Here is a 15,121-nt window from a genome sequence, read left to right on the forward strand (position 1 = left end):
AGGGGATGAAGGATCCCCACCGAACGAGGAGCAGGACGATGAAGCACATGCTGATCATGCGGGCGACGCAGGAAGGCGCGGAGCGCTACGCCGAGATGGACTTCGAAGCCGTCATCAACGCGATGGGTGCCTACAACGAATCGATGATGAAGGCCGGCGTCATGGTCAGCGGCGACGGCCTGGCCCCCGAGCCCGGCTACGTCGTGGACTTCGGCGGCGACGCGCCGATCGTGAGCGACGGCCCTTACGGCGAGGTGCACGAGCTGTTCAACGGCTTCTGGATCATCGAGACCTCGACCGCCGAGGAGGCCCTGGAGTGGGCGAAGCGGTGCCCCCTCGGACCGGGCGGCAAGCTCGAGGTGCGACGCGTGACGGATGAGAGCGACTTCGCCGACTTCGCCGACAACGAGTACATCCAGAAGGAGAAGGGGTGGCGCGACGAGCTCGACGCGAAGTGAGCGCTCAGCGACCAGGGGCCGTCCCGTGAGAGGCCGCGTCGATGGATGATGCCCGGCGCACGGTCGAGGCCGTCTGGCGCATCGAGGGTCTGCGGATCGTGGCATCCGTGGCCAGGATGACCGGCGACCTCGGCCTGGCCGAGGATGTCGCACAGGACGCGGTCCTCGAAGCGCTAGGGTCGTGGCCGGATGCCGGCATCCCCGACAACCCCGGAGCGTGGCTGACGTCGGTGGCCAAGCGTCGCGTCATCGACGCGTGGCGACGCCGCGAGCGGCGCGATGAGCGCTACGCGGCGATCGCGCACACCCTGGACGAGGCTGCGGACGACGAGTGGGAGCTCATCGACGACGACGTCCTGCGCCTGGTCTTCACCGCCTGCCATCCCGCGCTCTCCCGCGAATCCCAGGTGGCGCTCACACTGCGCGTCGTGGCCGGGCTCTCCCCCGACGAGATCGCACGGATGCTGCTCACCAGTGTGCCGACGGTGCAAGCCCGCATCACACGTGCCAAGAAGACGCTCGCCGCCGCCCGGGTGCCGTTCGAGCCGCCCGACCCGGCGGAGTGGCGGGCGCGTCTGGGTGCGGTGCTCGGCGTGGTCTACCTCGTCTTCACCGAGGGGTACGCCGCCACAGGCGGCACCCGCTGGGTGCGACCGGATCTTGCCGACGAGGCGCTGCGACTCGGTCGCATCGTGGTCGGACTGCTCCCGCACGAGCCCGAAGCGCTCGCGCTCGTGTCGCTCATGGAGTTCCAGCGCTCCCGGTTCGCCGCCCGCGAGACGCCCGACGGCGAACCGGTGCTGCTGGCCGATCAGGATCGCCGCCGCTGGGACCACGGGCAGATCGCACGAGCGGGGCGGATGCTGGCACGGTCGGACGCCGCCGCGGCGGCGCGGGGCACGGGCCGCCGCGCCTACGCACTGCAGGCGGCCATCGCGCAGTGCCACGCGGTCGCGGCGAGCGTCGACGAGACCGACTGGGCGCGCATCGCACTGCTGTACGACGTGCTGTCGCGCGTGGCGCCGGGTCCTGTGGTCGAGCTCAATCGGGCGGTCGCGGTGTCGATGTCGCAGGGTCCCGAACATGCGCTGCCGATCCTCGACCGCTTGGAAGAGGCGGGCGCGCTGCGAGGGTCGCACCTGCTGCCGAGCGTGCGCGGTGAGCTCCTCGCACGACTGGGCCGGGTGGACGAGGCGCGCTCGGAACTGCGCACGGCGGCGGCGTTGACGGGCAACTCCTCGCAGCGGGACGTTCTGCTCCGCAAGGCCGATCGTCTGGTGACCACCGGCCCGACCGCGACGAACCCGCGCCTCTGACCGGGACTTTTTCGCACCGCCGCTCACACCGATCGTCCAGGTTTCGCACACGAACCGTCCAGACACGGTGGGCAGACTCGGGGACTTGTGTTCGCTGAAGCGGACGCCTTGCGCCTACCCGAGGCGCGGAATGTCTATACGGAACCCGGTTTTACATGCGCTCCACCACGTCTTCTGTGCCCGCCCGTCGCGCTCGTCGCCTTGCAGACCGCCGCAATCGCAGGCGTCCCGCGGTGATCGCCGGAGGCCTCACCCTCGGCCTCGTCGCCGCCGTCGGCGTGAGCCTCGCCCCCGCCTCGCTGGCCGAGGCTTCCGACACCCAGCCCCGCTTCGCACTCGCGTCGTTCACGGTCTCCGACGACCCGGCGCCGATCGTCACGACCACCGGAACGGACGAGATCTCGGTGGACGTGCGCAGCGCTCTGGCCGATGCGGAGGCCGCCGTCGCGGCATCCGTGAAGATCTCCGCCGTCATCGAGAAGTCCGGTCTGGACGTCGGCGACGTGGAGACCACGGTCGACACCAGCGATCTCGAGGCCGCCGCTGAGCGCCTCGAAGCCGCGCGCACCATGCCCGCCCCCCTCGTGCCGAGCCTGACCGAGAGGGTCACCGAAGAGACCGCAGCGGTCGACGGGAAGGTCGACGGACTGCAGGAGCGCTTCGAGGACGCCAAGGAGCGGAAGGCGAAGCAGGAGGCCAAGGCCAAGGCCAAGCGCGCAGCAGCCGCCAAGGCCGCGGCCGAGAAGAAGGCCGCCGAGGAGGCAGCTGCCGCCGAAGCCGCCGCCGCGGAAGCCGCCGAGGCTCAGTCCGCCGAGCAGTCCTCAGCTTCCACCCCTACTGCTCCCGCAGCTCCCGCCGCGCCGGCATCGACCGGCGGCGGCGCCAGCCCCGCCGAGGCTCAGGCCATCGCGCAGGGCATGCTCGGAAACTACGGCTGGGGCGGCGACCAGTTCTCGTGCCTGGTGTCACTGTGGAACAAGGAGTCGGGCTGGAACTACCAGGCCATGAACCCGTCCAGCGGCGCGTACGGCATCCCGCAGGCGCTTCCGGGCAGCAAGATGTCCACCGCCGGCGCCGACTGGCAGACCAACGCCGCGACGCAGATCGCGTGGGGGCTCGGCTACATCGACGGCCGCTACGGATCGCCGTGCGCCGCGTGGTCGCACTCGCAGGCGGTCAACTGGTACTGACCCCGCAGCAGACGACACGAGAGGTCGGGCTCCGTCACACGGTGTCGAGCCCGACCTCTCGCACGTCTGCGTCCTCCACCCGCACCGTCATCATCGTGCGGTGGGGCTGGCGTCTGCGATCCGTCGGCGACCCCGGGTTGAGCAGCCGCATCCCTCGCGGGGTCGTGGTGTCCCACGGGATGTGACTGTGGCCGAAGACGAGCACGTCGGTGTCGGGGAACGCCTCGTCCATGCGCGTCTCGCGCCGACGGGCATCGCCGGTCTCGTGCACGACGGCGAACCGCACTCCGTCGATGACCCGATACGCGACCTCGGGCAGACGCGCACGCAGGTCGTCGGGGTCGTTGTTGCCCCACACTCCCATGACCTCGCCGTGTCGCTGCAGGTCATCGAGGACGGATGCCGCGACCCAATCGCCGGCGTGGATGATGAGGTCCGCGGCATCCGCCGATCGTCGCACCGCGTCGGGGAGCGTACGAGCGCGGCCGGGGATGTGCGTGTCCGAGATGAGGAGCAGTCGCGTCATCCGCCCATCATCCCGCGCAGCCGCCATGGGGGCTCCGCACAGCCGGCGAGCACCGTCGGCCAGCATCGCCGGCCAGCATCGCCGGCCAGCATCGCCGGCCAGCATCGCCGGCGAGCACCCGCCGGCTAGCACCCACCGGGACCGGCCGCAATCCCCCGCCCGGGCCCCCGCACCTCGCCTAACGTCTCGTGCAGGCGCTCACCCGCGCCGACGACGACTGGAGGCGCGGCATGACCCGTTTCGGCTACACCCTGATGTCCGAGCAGAGCGGCCCCCGCGAGCTGGTGCGCTACGCGCAGGCGGCGGAGGACGTCGGCTTCGACTTCGAGGTGCAGAGCGATCACTACTCGCCGTGGCTGGTCGACCAGGGTCACTCCCCGTACGCGTGGACGGTGCTCGGCGCCGTCGCCCAGGCCACGTCGAGCGTCGAGCTGATGACCTATGTCACCTGCCCCACCATGCGGTATCACCCCGCGGTGGTCGCGCAGAAGGCGGCGACGCTGCAGATCCTCAGCGAGGGCAGGTTCCTGCTCGGTCTCGGCTCGGGAGAGAGCCTGAACGAGCACGTGGTCGGACGCGGGTGGCCGCACGTCACGACGCGCCAGGAGATGCTGGCCGAGGCGATCGACATCATCCGCGACCTCCACACCGGTGAACTGGTGACCTTCAAGGGCCAGCACTTCCACGTCGACTCCGCACGCATCTGGGACACGCCGGACACCCCGGTCGAGATCGGCGTCGCCGTCTCGGGTGAGGAGTCGATCGCGATGTTCGCCCCCCTCGGCGACCACCTCATCGCGGTGCAGCCCGATGCCGAGCTCGTGCAGCAGTGGGATTCGGCGCACGACGCCGGCTCGCGCAAGATCGGTCAGATCCCGATCTCATGGGACCCCGACAAGGATGCCGCGATCGAACGCGCCCACGAGCAGTTCCGGTGGTTCGGGGGCGGGTGGGCCGTGAACGCGGACCTCCCCACACCCGCCGGGTTCGAGGCGGCGAGCCAGTTCGTACGCCCCGAGGACGTCGCCCAGTCGATCGCGTGCGGCCCCGATCTCGACGAGATCGCCGAGAGCGTGCGCCCGTACATCGAGGCCGGGTTCACCGATGTCGCGATCGTGCAGGTCGGTGACGAGCTGCAGGACCGGTTCCTCGCCGAAGCCGCCGGTCCCCTGCTGGAGAAGCTGCGGAAGCTGTGACCCCCGCCCGACGCGGTACTCGCGCCGGGTCTCAGACCCGACCGGTGAGGATCAGGTTCCAGTAGACCCACGGCAGCACGTACCGGTCGGCGATCCACGAGAGCCGGTTCTCGCGATACATCGTCGGCAGGAACGGGATCGTCGGCTTCAGCGCGCCGGTGTCGTCGAACTCGGCCCACACCACGCTCGAGCGCGAAACGGTGAACGGGCAGACCGCATACCCGTCGTAGCGGTGCGCGGGCTCCTGGCCGCGCAGGACCGCGGACAGATTCTTCGCCAGTACGAAGGTCTGCTTGCGCAGCGCGCCCCCGCATTTGGAGTTCCGCGTCGCCGCGGCATCCCCGAGTCCCCACACATTCGGGTAGCGGGGGTGCCGCAGGGTCTCGGGGTCCACCTCGACGAAGCCGCCCCCATCGCCCTCGTGCGGCAGTGTCGACGTCTTGAGCCAGTCGGGGGCCGACTGCGGGGGAACCGCATTGAGCACGTCGTACGACAGCCGTTCGTCCCCGCCGGGTCCCGAGATGACGACGGCGCCGGCTGCGGCATCCACGTCGATCACTTCGCTGCCGGTGCGCAGTTCGATGCCGTACGCGTCGATGCTGCGCTCGAGCTCCCGGTCGATGGCGGGGATGCCGAAGACCGTGTCCGTGGGAACGACCATGACGACGCGGATGTCATCGAGGACCCCGGTCGCTCTCCAGTAGTCGCATGCCTGGTACATCGGCTTCTGCGCGGCTCCCGCGCAGGATGCCGGCCCGGCGGGCTCGGTGAAGACGACCGTCCCGCTCGTGAGGTCGCGCAGCAGCAGCGACGCCTTTGCCGCGAGGGCGTGCTCGTAGTGCGAGGCGACCGTGGGCGAGTCGAGCCCCTCGACCAGACCGGGGATGCGGGACCAGTCGTTCTGGAGGCCGGGGCTCACGATCACGTGGTCGTACGTGACGCGCGAGCCGTCGTCCAGACTCACCGCATTCTCGTCGGGGTGGATGCCGGTCACGGCGGCCCGGATCCAGCGCACCCCTCGCGGGATGACCGTCTGCTGCGGGCGGACGGTGATGCTCGCGCGGGCGGTTCCGCCCGCGACGTGCGAGAACAGCGGCTGGTAGTAGTGGTGCTCCCGCGGCTCGACGAGCGCGATGTCGGTGACGCCGGCGCGGCGCAGGCGGGCGGCCACCGAGACGCCGCCGTTCCCGCCCCCGATGACGAGGACGCGGTGATGGGTCGCTGAGTCGGACATAGCGCTACCGTACGTCCGCCGCCGCCGTGCATCGCAGGGGTTGCGGCGCGCGCGGGCGCGGGCTACGCGACGCGGAGGACCTTCTCCATCGGCCGGCCCTTCGCCAACTCGTCCACGAGCTTGTCGAGGTAGCGGATCTTCTGCATCAACGGGTCCTCGATGTCCTGCACCCGCACACCGCAGACGACTCCGGTGATGAGTTCGGCTTTCGGGTTCAGGCGGGCGTCGGCGAAGAAATCCTCGAAGGTGGTGTGCTCATCGAGGTGCCGCGCGAGGGCCTGGTCGTCGAAGCCAGTGAGCCATTCGATGACGCGGTCGACCTCGTCCTTGGTCCGGCCTTTCCGCTCCGCTTTCGCGACGTACAGCGGATAGACCGAGGCGAAGCTCTGCGAGAAGATCCGGTGCACGAGCGCAAGCGTACTCCGCCGTCAGTCGGTCGACGAGCCCGCCGACGAGCCCGGCGACGAGCTCAGCTCGGACTCGTCGAAGCCTGGACCGGTGAGGGGCAGCTCGCGTTCCCGGTCCCACGGCTCGGTCCACCCCAGCCGGTCGAACAGTCCGTTCAGCAGCATCCCGGTGAAACCCCACACGATGTGCGCCCCGTGACCGTCGTGGCGCGGCACGAGGAATCCGGGCCCGCGCCATTCCCGCCCCTCCCGGCGGATCACCGTGACGCCCCGGCGCGCGGGGTCGAGCAGGTCGGCCACAGGCGCACGGAAGACCGCGGACGACTCGGCTTCGTCGACGACCCCGACGGGCGAGGGATGCCGCCACCACGCCAGCACCGGGGTGACGAGATGCCGGGAGTAGGCCAGCGGGACGGGCTCGACGGCGCCGAGCACGTCGACGCCGGCGGGATCGAGACCCGTCTCCTCCTGGGCTTCGCGGAGGGCTGCCGCCACGGGGCTCTCGTCGCCGTCGACACGACCACCGGGGAAGGCGACCTGTCCGGGGTGCGAGCGCAGCGTCGTCGCGCGCGCGAGCAGCAGCACATCGAGGTCGCGCGACACCGACCTCTCGTGCGCATGGTGGCTGCTGGGCAGCGCGTCGAGGACCCCGAACAGGATCAGCACCGCCGCCGGGCGCGGATCGAGGGCGGGCGGAAGGTCGGGTGCCCCGATACCGCGTCGGTCCTCACCGCGGGCTGCGGCGCGGGCCAGCGCCTGCAGCTGTTCGCGCGCGGCGGACGGCGGCGGCTCAGCGGGCATCGCCCCAGGTTACGCCCGCCCGGACGGGTATCGCCGCGAACTATCCTCTGAACATGACGGGCACCGAGGCCGCTCCGGGGTGGTACGACGACGGCACAGGAAAACAGCGCTGGTGGGACGGAGCGCGCTGGACCGAGCAGTACATCGACCTTCGCGAGCAGACCATCGACCTTCACACGGATGCAGGTCCCCCGTCCGTCGCCGCCGCACAGGCGGGGTGGTACGACGACCAGCACGGGCGCTCGCGGTGGTGGAACGGGCGCCAGTGGACGGACGCAGTCCGCTACAGCGGTGAAGAGCGGGAATTCTCCGGCATCGTCATCGACGGCCGGTGGATCCACTTCGGCGAAGCCAGCCAGCTGGTGGGTGCGGTTCAGGCGTCGCACGAATCGGGCGATGCGCTGCTCAGGCGTCCCGCTTTCACCCGCACGGCCGTGGACCGTCGCCTGCTCGGACCTGCGGGACTGATCACCCCGCGCACCCTCAACCGCGTCATCGCCCGGTCGCAGTCGTATGTGGTCGTGAGCGCGCCGGCGCAGACGTGGGTCGCGCCGGTCAGCGCAGGTCAGGAGGCGCAGGCGCGGGACTTCGTGGCGTGGGTGAACGCGAGCTCTGCCCACTACCGATTCGGCTGAACGTGTGTCAGAAGGGCGCGGGCGTCACCTCTTCGGGCTCGGGTTCGGGCCGGAAGGTGGGAACCCGCCGCTCGGGCTCGACGAGATAGCTGCGCCCGGACGGCGAAACCCATTCGATGACCCCACCGGCGTGCTGGGTGACGCTCCATCCCCCGTGATGCTTGACCATATGGTGCCCGCGGCAGATCGGGGCGAGATTGCCGATCGACGTCTCACCTCCGTCCGAGAACGCGATCGTGTGGTCCACATCGCATCTGGAGGCGGGCATGCTGCACCCCGGGGCCACACACCGATCCGCTCGCCACATCACCAGCCTCCGCAGCGCCGCCGGAGGCTCGTAGCTGTCCCGTCCGACCGACAGCACCATTCCGGTCTCGGGGTGGGTCAGCACCCGCATCCACGATGAGGCCGAACCGCACAGCTCCCGCGCCCGGGCGATCGGTATCGGCCCGACTCCTTCCACCACCGCCGGATCCCCGGCGGTCGCGCTCCGGTCGTCAAGCAGGGACAGCACCGGGACGGTCACGACGACCTGCGGGCGGATCCCCCGCGCGGCTGCCGGCAGCACGGTGGTGTCACCATCGATCAGCAGATCCAGCGCGACGTCGGCCCGGACCTGATCCAGCGAGCGGGGATCGCCGGGCACGCTCTTGCGCACGGCCTTGCCGGTGCGGGTGATCCGGCCGAGCACGGCGTGCACCTCGACCTCGGGAGCGTAGAGGTGCAGCCAGGCCATCCCGTCAGCGCCCGATTCGGTGTAGACCCGGCGCTCCTGCAGGGCGGCGTGGAACCGCTCCGGCGCCGTCTGCACCCGTGTCCGGTCGATCAGCGCCCGCAGCAGACGGCGGAACACACCGACCGGGTGCGCCTCGGCCAGCGCCAGCGCCTCCTTCGCCAGGCCGGCCGAGATCGCGGGCTCGAGCGGAGACATCAACGACACGAACACCCTCGCGTGCTGCTCGGTGATCCGCGCCTTCGACAAGGACTCCCCGACGCTCGGGAAGGTCGCCACCACCGCCTCCGCGAGGGTCATCAGGTCCGCTGCGGCGTGTTCCGTGATGCCGAGGCCGGCTGCCAGCTCGAGCCGCAGCGCACGATCCACGACGTCCGTCAGTCCGCGGCCGTGCCGAGCGGCATCCTCCCGCCACTCCACGCAGAGGGCGTGGACGGCCCGGAAGCGATCGGCGGCGTACGAAGCGAGCAGTGTCGACAGTCCTCGGACCACCTCGAGCTCGTCCGGCGGTTCGGGCACGAACTCGCTGGCCGCGACCATGTCCCACCACTGATCCTCATCCGGGCCGAGCCCCGACGGATCGGAGTCGAACCACGCCTCGTCGGGGAGGGGCCACATCCCGGCACCGGCGACCCCTGTCGGAGGTGACGAGCTCCCCGGGGCGGGGCCGACCGGATCCGGCGGATTTGCGGACGAAGGCGTACCCTCTGCATCGAACGCATCATCGAATGTCATGGCCTCAATATTAGAACGAACCTCCGACATCGCCGACGCGACGTCGGAGGCCGCGGATTCCGCACCCGGCGGCCGCGGGGCCACTTCGACGAGAACCACCACCCCACCCGCGTCAGCTCACGCCGAGAAGAACGCCTCCGCCACCCGCGTCAGGTCCCAGAGGTCGCTGACACCCGCGAGCTCCCGAGCGGAGTGCATCGACAGGATCGGGATGCCGACATCCACCGTGCGGATGCCCAGGCGCGTCGCGGTGATCGGCCCGATCGTCGACCCGCACGGCACCGCGTTGTTCGAAACGAACTCCTGCGTCGACACGCCCGCCGCCTGACACCAGGCATTCCAGGCAGCGGCACCCTCGGCATCCGTCGCGTAGCGCTGGTTGGCATTGATCTTCAGGATCGGGCCGGAGCCGAGAACAGGCTGGACCACCGGATCGTGCTTGTCGGGATAGTTCGGATGCACGGAGTGTCCGACATCGCTCGACACGCACCACGACGAGCCGAGCGAGCGCAGCTGCTCTTCGCGGTCGGCGCCGAGCGACAGCCACACCCGCTCGAGCACGTCGGCCAGGAACGGTCCGGCCGCCCCCGACCGCGTCGCGGAGCCGACCTCTTCGTGATCGAAGACGGCCAGCATGGCGATGTGCTCGGCGTCGCCGCTGCCGGCGGCCCGCTCCAGCGCGACGACCCCGGCGTGCACCGAGGCGAGGTCATCCAGGCGGCCCGCGGCGAAGAACACGTCGTCCCGCCCGAAGACGGCCCCGCGCGCAGCATCCGCCGTGACGATGTCGTATCCGCGGATGCGCGACGCGTCGACACCGGCAGCCGCGGCGAGCTCTCCCAGCAGATCGGCGGAGTCGGCCTCGCCGAGGCCCCACACCGGCTGGGTCTGCGCCTGCTTGTGCAGCGCGAGGTGGTCGTTGGCCTCGCGATCGAGATGGATCGCCAACTGCGGCAGCCGCAGGAGCGGCCCGGTCGCGGCGAGCGCCATCGTTCCGTCGTCGAGCACCAGTCGGCCGGCGAGGCGCAGCTCGCGGTCGAGCCACGAGTTGAGCAGCGGCCCCCCGTAGATCTCGACACCCGCCTGCAGCCACCCGAGTCGACCCGTCGTGGGCTTCGGCTTCAGCTTGAAGCCCGGTGAGTCGCTATGGGCCCCGAAGATGCGGACTCCGGTCGCCGCCGTCGCCGAAGCGGGTGCCACCCACGCGATGACGGCCCCGTCGCGCACCACCACGAAACGACCGCCGGCGGCCGAAGGCCAGGCCTCGCCTTCGGAAAGGCGCACGAAACCCGCCTGCTCGAGCCGGGAGGCGACCTCCGCGGCGGCATGGAAGCTGGAGGGCGAGGCGTCGACGAACGCCGCGAGGTCGGCGGCGTGGTCGAGCGAGGCGGAAGCGGCAGACACGGACGGACTCCTGAGAGGTGAGGCGGTGCTTCGATCGTAGGCGGATGCCGCGACAGCCCGTTCGCGCACCGATCGCGAGCCGGGGCTGCACCGGCTCCTCCCCAGCGGCAGCCCGCCGGCGTCTGTCCACAGCCTCGGCTGAGCGCGTCCACGCGCCTCGGCGGATTCTCTAGCGTCGCTGCATGCGCAACCCCGACCTCCGACACGTCGTCAAGCTCCGCTTCACCCTTCTCGGCACCGGCCCGTCCGTGTGGCGTGAGGCGTGGGTCGACCGCGAGCTCACCCTCGCCACGCTCAAAGAGGGTACGCGGGCGCTCTTCGGAGGACCGGAGTGCCGCCACCACGTCTTCGCCGAGGACCTCGACCATGCGGGGTGGTCGCCGCAGCGCCGGCGCTGGGGCGACCGGTGGACGATGATCGACTTCCGCGACCCGACGGTCGTCGATGAGTCCACGGCGAGGGTCGCCCACGTCTTCCGCGACGAGTCGATCGTCTTCGCCCACACGTGCAACAGCGATTGGGCGGTGGCGATCGAGTCGGGCGTGAGCGACATCGTCGCCGCCTCGACGGGCCCGTTCCGGGTCGCAGAGGGCGAGGGGATCGAACCGTTCGCCTGCTCGCGAGGCCCGTTCGAGCGCGAGGTCCTCCTGGGCATACTCGCGGATCCCTCCCACGCGCTCCACGAAGATCTGCGGGAGCGGCTGGCCTGGACCGTCGGCCCGTGGGGCTCCTACGCTCCCGACGTCGTCGACCTCGACGCGGCGCAGCGCCGCATCGACGCCGCACTCACCGGCCTGGTTCCCGCCGAGCAGGTCGTTCCGACGGCGCTCGACCACGTCGTGCAGGCGCTCCCCCGCCTCGCCAGACCGGGCGTGCGCGCGCACATCGACGACGCCGGGCTGCACCTTCCGCCCGTGGTCACGGAGGACGAAGCGGAACGGCTCACGCGAGGGTTCCGGTGGATCCTCGGCCGCGCCGGCGCAACCGGCATCCCGATGATCGACGGCGCGGTCGACCCGGACGCGGTGCGGGAGGGCTCGGCAGCGCTGTCGTGCACCGAGGCGCACGTGCGGGCGCTCTTCGCCGCCGCTCGCAGGATGCGCCTGATGTACGTGCGCAGTCGACGGCTCGTGGTGAAGAAGTCCTTCCTGTCCGCATCGGGCTCGGCCACCGAGCTGTGGTCGCTTCTCGCCGAGAGCCTGCGGCTGTGCGGCGCCGGGTGGCGCGCCGCCGACCTGCTCCTGCTGGCCATCGCGGACGGCAGCCTCTCCGACCCCGCCATCGGGCTCGATCGCGTCGCACGCACCCTCGTCTTGGCCGGGCGCCACGACCGCGGCGCGTGGGGACCGTACGGGAACCGCGGGTACAGCGACGCGGACGACGACTGCGACGCGCGGTGCGACTGCCCGCCCATCGACGGCTCGACCTGGCACGACGTCGTCGCGCAGGCCATCCAGGATGCCGCCACCGCGGCGTCGACGGAGGGCGCACGAACTGTCGCGTCACTCGCGGAGTACGGCGATCTGCGCAGCGCCGCGGTTCGAGCGGATTGGGTCGGCCTCGACAGCCCCCCGACATGGCGAGCGGGCGCGCTTCGGCGGGCGTCGACGGACTCCGTCGTCTCGGCCGACGAAGCGCAGGCCGTCATGCTGCGCGAGGCCGACGAGCTCATCGGTGTGCTGAATCTGCTCGGGCTGGAGCGCGCAGACGACGGCTCATGGCTGGTCTCGTCGGCTCTGCGCGAGTTCGCACGTGCGGCGCTGCGCCCCCGCACCGCACCCCGCCACGGGCACGGCAGTGGTCTCGGCGGCGGGCTCTGGTGAGGACGGGCCGCGCCTCAGCGGACCGGTTGCCGCAGGATCGTGCGCAGCTTGGCCGGATCCGTGCGGCGCACGTCGCTGAAGTAGATCTCATGATGTCGGCCGGCGAGGGCGAGTCCGCGAGAGGGGATGACCTCGCGATGCATCTGCTCGAGGACGGGTCCTTCATCGTCGAACGGACCGACGTGGAGGGTCTGGACGACCCGGCCCTCCGCGTACTGCTCGCACCGGACACGGTCGGAAGACACACCCGCCGCCGTGCGGGCGCGCTCGACGAGCTTTTCGTCGACCCACTCGGGCACGAGGTTCATCAGGGTCCACGACCATGCCGATTTGTCACGGGCGGTCGAGAAGCTGGCCATGTCGTCGGACCACCACAGCCCCTCGAGCGGCATGACGACGTAGTCGCGGTCGAGCTCCCGCTTGCTGAGGAACTTCAGCTTGTACGCGACCGAGAAGAGATCGGCTGTGGCCACGGCGAACGCGGTGCCGTTGGGATCGCCGTGCCCGTCGACCATCAGGTACGTGAGCGAGGGCACGTCCACCACGTCGAACACCCCGCGCCGCGCGGAGTACGCCGCGATCTGCTTCTTGAGATCGACCTTCATCGGAAGAGGCCCACCGCCTCGTCGAGCATCCGATGTCCCTCCTGCTCGAAAGCGCGATCGCCGACGAGATACGCCCATACCGCCGTGCTGACGGCCTCGCGCAGAAGGTCCATGCGCCACACCTCGCCATCCCGCGGATCTTCACCGTACGCCTCGAGGAACGCCCGTTCCAGGCGCGTGTCGCGACGCCACTGGCCGGTGGCCAGTCGACACAGGTCGGTGGCGGCGGGGCGCAGATCGAATCGACCGAAGTCGATGACGCGGAGCTCCCCGCCGTCCTCCAGCCAATTGCGCGGGTGGTAGTCGCCGTGGGTCGGGACCACCTCCACCGCACGCGGCCGGTATCCCTCCAGCAGGCGCCGCACGGTCTTCTCGAGGGCGGGGGCGATGCGGTGCTCACGGTCCAGCCACGCCCGGGCCTTCGCGGTGACGTGGCGTTCGTACGCGTCGTCGACGTGACGTTCCTGGTCGTGCAGGGCGCGCAGCACCGCACCGGCCTGCGCGTGCAGCGCGACGTCGTGTTCGGATGCCGCCCCCTCGACGAGCACGCCGGGCAGCCGGTCGAGCACGAGCGCATTCGCCTCGTCGCTCGCGTGGCGCATCCGTCCGGTGCGGCCCAGCGCGACCAGCGGTGCGGTCCACCGCGCGTGCGCACGGATCTCGCGGCGGATGTGGTGGTTGTCGCGCCCACCCGCCTTCACGATGACGTCACTGCCGTCCGAGGCGCGGACGTGCAGCACCACGGTGTCGACCAGCCCCCAGGAATGATCCTCGATGAGGGTCGGCGCACCGAGCCACCCGCGAACGATCGCCGACTGTGCGGGAGCCAGCAGCCCGCCGTCCCACGTCATCGACGACCGACCGACCGGCGCGAACCGCGGCGTCTACGTCGACGGACGACGAGCGTGGCCACCGCGCGCCACCCGATGAGGAGAGCACCGAGCACGGTCGCCGCAACCGTCACGAATGCCGCTTGCACGCCCTGGTCGCTCACGACGCGCAGCAGCATGCCGCCCGCGACCGTCACGACCCACAGCATGGCCCCCGTGCGCAGGGGCGCGAACGGATGCCGCCACGCTCGCGTGACGAGCCACCCGACCGTCAGTGCGACGGCGAACGGCCAGGCGGTGACCATCAGCCCGCCGATCACGTCCTCCCGGTGGCTGGCCCGACCGGTCGCCGCGAAGAGCGTCACCAGGGCGACGTCAGCGACATACGCCCCCGCGATGGTCCGCGCGGAGGAGGGCGATCCCGCGCGTGGGTCAGCCCCCCGGGCTGCCGGGTCGAGCCGCATCACGTGGCGTTCCACAATCGCTGGTAGTAGGTCATCCGCTCGGCGTCCATCGGCACGCCGTAGGCGTCGACGACCGCCTCCTCCCACCCCGGGCCGTAGTTCCAGACCGTGCTCATGGCGGCCACGGCGAGGTCGGCCCAGAGGTCGCCGACCCCCAGAGCACCCAGGTCGACGTGCCCCGCCCACGAACCGTCGTCGGCGATGAGGGTGTTCGGCGCACACGCATCGCCGTGACACACGACGAGGCGCTCTTCCGCGGGAGGAACGCGCAGGTCGTCCGGCACACGGATGCCGCGGACCTCCGCCGCCGCCGTCCGCGCCGAGACCCGCCAGTCGAACGGACACTGCGCTACCGGCATCCGATCGTGGAACGCGCGAAGACCGCGTCCGATCGCCCGCACTGCGGTGGCCGGGTCTCGGACCCACCGCGGAGCGACGGCACTCGCGCCGGGCAAGGCCACCGTCACCAGCCATTCGTGGGTCTCGTCAGCGCCGGCCTCGATCACGCGCGGCACGGGCGTGTACTCCCGTGCCCACGACAGACGCTCAGCCTCGCCCGCGCTCGTGGTCTCGAGGTTCTTCGGACCGTGCTTGATGAAGCGGATGCCGTCGCGACCCTCGGCGCGGAAGGTGACGCCGCCGAGCTCGTTGCGCCATACCGGCTCGAGCGTCGCGCCTGCGGCGAGTTCTCGCACGCGTGCGGGAACCGGGGCGCCGGCGGCGGGGATGCTCATCTATTCATCCTGCCCAACAGGCGGCCATCT

The 15,121-nt window shown here is 70.9% G+C and carries 16 protein-coding genes; 6 read left to right on the forward strand and 10 right to left on the reverse strand.

Annotation, left to right across the window (positions count from 1 at the left end):
- Window positions 1-38: 38 nt before the first annotated feature.
- The 3 genes from Q9S36_RS09080 to Q9S36_RS09090 all read left to right on the forward strand — a co-directional run bounded on the left by Q9S36_RS09080 (window position 39) and on the right by Q9S36_RS09090 (window position 2,964).
- The gene (locus Q9S36_RS09080) at window positions 39-458 is read left to right on the forward strand and encodes a YciI family protein (protein ID WP_311284825.1); all 420 of its coding nucleotides are present in this window, start codon (window positions 39-41) and stop codon (window positions 456-458) included.
- Between the two features lie 41 nt (window positions 459-499).
- Window positions 500-1,774: an RNA polymerase sigma factor gene (locus Q9S36_RS09085; protein ID WP_311284826.1), complete on the forward strand. Its 1,275-nt coding sequence runs from the start codon at window positions 500-502 to the stop codon at window positions 1,772-1,774.
- 233 nt (window positions 1,775-2,007) lie between these two features.
- Window positions 2,008-2,964, forward strand: a complete 957-nt coding sequence (locus Q9S36_RS09090; RefSeq protein WP_311284827.1) for a lytic transglycosylase domain-containing protein — start codon at window positions 2,008-2,010, stop codon at window positions 2,962-2,964.
- 34 nt (window positions 2,965-2,998) lie between these two features.
- Here Q9S36_RS09090 and Q9S36_RS09095 read toward each other — a convergent pair whose 3' ends face one another.
- Window positions 2,999-3,490, reverse strand: coding sequence for a metallophosphoesterase (locus Q9S36_RS09095; RefSeq protein WP_311284828.1), 492 nt, complete (start codon window positions 3,488-3,490; stop codon window positions 2,999-3,001).
- 230 nt (window positions 3,491-3,720) lie between these two features.
- On the opposite strand from Q9S36_RS09095, the gene Q9S36_RS09100 reads away from it, so the two are divergent.
- Window positions 3,721-4,686, forward strand: coding sequence for an LLM class F420-dependent oxidoreductase (locus Q9S36_RS09100; protein ID WP_251451529.1), 966 nt, complete (start codon window positions 3,721-3,723; stop codon window positions 4,684-4,686).
- 31 nt (window positions 4,687-4,717) lie between these two features.
- On the opposite strand, the gene Q9S36_RS09105 is transcribed toward Q9S36_RS09100, so the two are convergent.
- The 3 genes from Q9S36_RS09105 to Q9S36_RS09115 all read right to left on the reverse strand — a co-directional run bounded on the left by Q9S36_RS09105 (window position 4,718) and on the right by Q9S36_RS09115 (window position 7,128).
- Complete coding sequence (locus Q9S36_RS09105) at window positions 4,718-5,920, reverse strand: FAD-dependent oxidoreductase (protein WP_311284829.1); 1,203 nt, start codon at window positions 5,918-5,920, stop codon at window positions 4,718-4,720.
- A gap of 62 nt (window positions 5,921-5,982) precedes the next feature.
- Window positions 5,983-6,327 (reverse strand): DUF2200 domain-containing protein, encoded by a 345-nt coding sequence (locus Q9S36_RS09110; RefSeq protein ID WP_251450970.1) that lies wholly within the window; start codon window positions 6,325-6,327, stop codon window positions 5,983-5,985.
- 21 nt (window positions 6,328-6,348) lie between these two features.
- Complete coding sequence (locus Q9S36_RS09115) at window positions 6,349-7,128, reverse strand: CoA pyrophosphatase (protein WP_311284830.1); 780 nt, start codon at window positions 7,126-7,128, stop codon at window positions 6,349-6,351.
- 53 nt (window positions 7,129-7,181) lie between these two features.
- Here Q9S36_RS09115 and Q9S36_RS09120 point away from each other — a divergent pair, with 53 nt between their 5' ends.
- Complete coding sequence (locus tag Q9S36_RS09120; protein WP_311284831.1) at window positions 7,182-7,763, forward strand: DUF2510 domain-containing protein; 582 nt, start codon at window positions 7,182-7,184, stop codon at window positions 7,761-7,763.
- Between the two features lie 7 nt (window positions 7,764-7,770).
- Here Q9S36_RS09120 and Q9S36_RS09125 read toward each other — a convergent pair whose 3' ends face one another.
- Both Q9S36_RS09125 and Q9S36_RS09130 read right to left on the reverse strand, forming a co-directional pair.
- Entirely contained in the window at window positions 7,771-9,333 is a 1,563-nt protein-coding gene (locus Q9S36_RS09125; RefSeq protein WP_311284832.1) for a DUF222 domain-containing protein, read from the reverse strand.
- Window positions 9,334-9,348: 15 nt separating this feature from the next.
- Window positions 9,349-10,635: a M18 family aminopeptidase gene (locus Q9S36_RS09130; protein WP_311284833.1), complete on the reverse strand. Its 1,287-nt coding sequence runs from the start codon at window positions 10,633-10,635 to the stop codon at window positions 9,349-9,351.
- A 182-nt stretch (window positions 10,636-10,817) separates the two neighbouring features.
- On the opposite strand from Q9S36_RS09130, the gene Q9S36_RS09135 reads away from it, so the two are divergent.
- Window positions 10,818-12,458 carry an IS1096 element passenger TnpR family protein gene (locus Q9S36_RS09135; RefSeq protein ID WP_311284834.1) on the forward strand — a complete coding sequence of 547 codons (1,641 nt, stop codon included), beginning with the start codon at window positions 10,818-10,820 and terminating at the stop codon, window positions 12,456-12,458.
- A gap of 14 nt (window positions 12,459-12,472) precedes the next feature.
- Here the strand turns inward: Q9S36_RS09135 and Q9S36_RS09140 are convergent, their stop codons facing one another.
- From Q9S36_RS09140 to Q9S36_RS09155, 4 genes are read right to left on the reverse strand one after another with little or no spacing between them, the layout of a single operon-like run.
- Window positions 12,473-13,063 carry a GyrI-like domain-containing protein gene (locus Q9S36_RS09140; RefSeq protein ID WP_311284835.1) on the reverse strand — a complete coding sequence of 197 codons (591 nt, stop codon included), beginning with the start codon at window positions 13,061-13,063 and terminating at the stop codon, window positions 12,473-12,475.
- Window positions 13,060-13,914 carry an aminoglycoside phosphotransferase family protein gene (locus Q9S36_RS09145; RefSeq protein ID WP_311284836.1) on the reverse strand — a complete coding sequence of 285 codons (855 nt, stop codon included), beginning with the start codon at window positions 13,912-13,914 and terminating at the stop codon, window positions 13,060-13,062. The genes Q9S36_RS09140 and Q9S36_RS09145 overlap by 4 nt, the downstream gene beginning before the upstream one ends.
- Window positions 13,911-14,357 (reverse strand): DUF3054 domain-containing protein, encoded by a 447-nt coding sequence (locus Q9S36_RS09150; protein ID WP_311285075.1) that lies wholly within the window; start codon window positions 14,355-14,357, stop codon window positions 13,911-13,913. The genes Q9S36_RS09145 and Q9S36_RS09150 overlap by 4 nt, the downstream gene beginning before the upstream one ends.
- Window positions 14,357-15,091 carry an aminoglycoside 3'-phosphotransferase gene (locus Q9S36_RS09155; protein ID WP_311284837.1) on the reverse strand — a complete coding sequence of 245 codons (735 nt, stop codon included), beginning with the start codon at window positions 15,089-15,091 and terminating at the stop codon, window positions 14,357-14,359. Before Q9S36_RS09155 ends, Q9S36_RS09150 begins: the two co-directional genes overlap by 1 nt.
- Window positions 15,092-15,121 lie beyond the last annotated feature (30 nt).

The organism is Microbacterium sp. ARD31, from assembly GCF_031844425.1.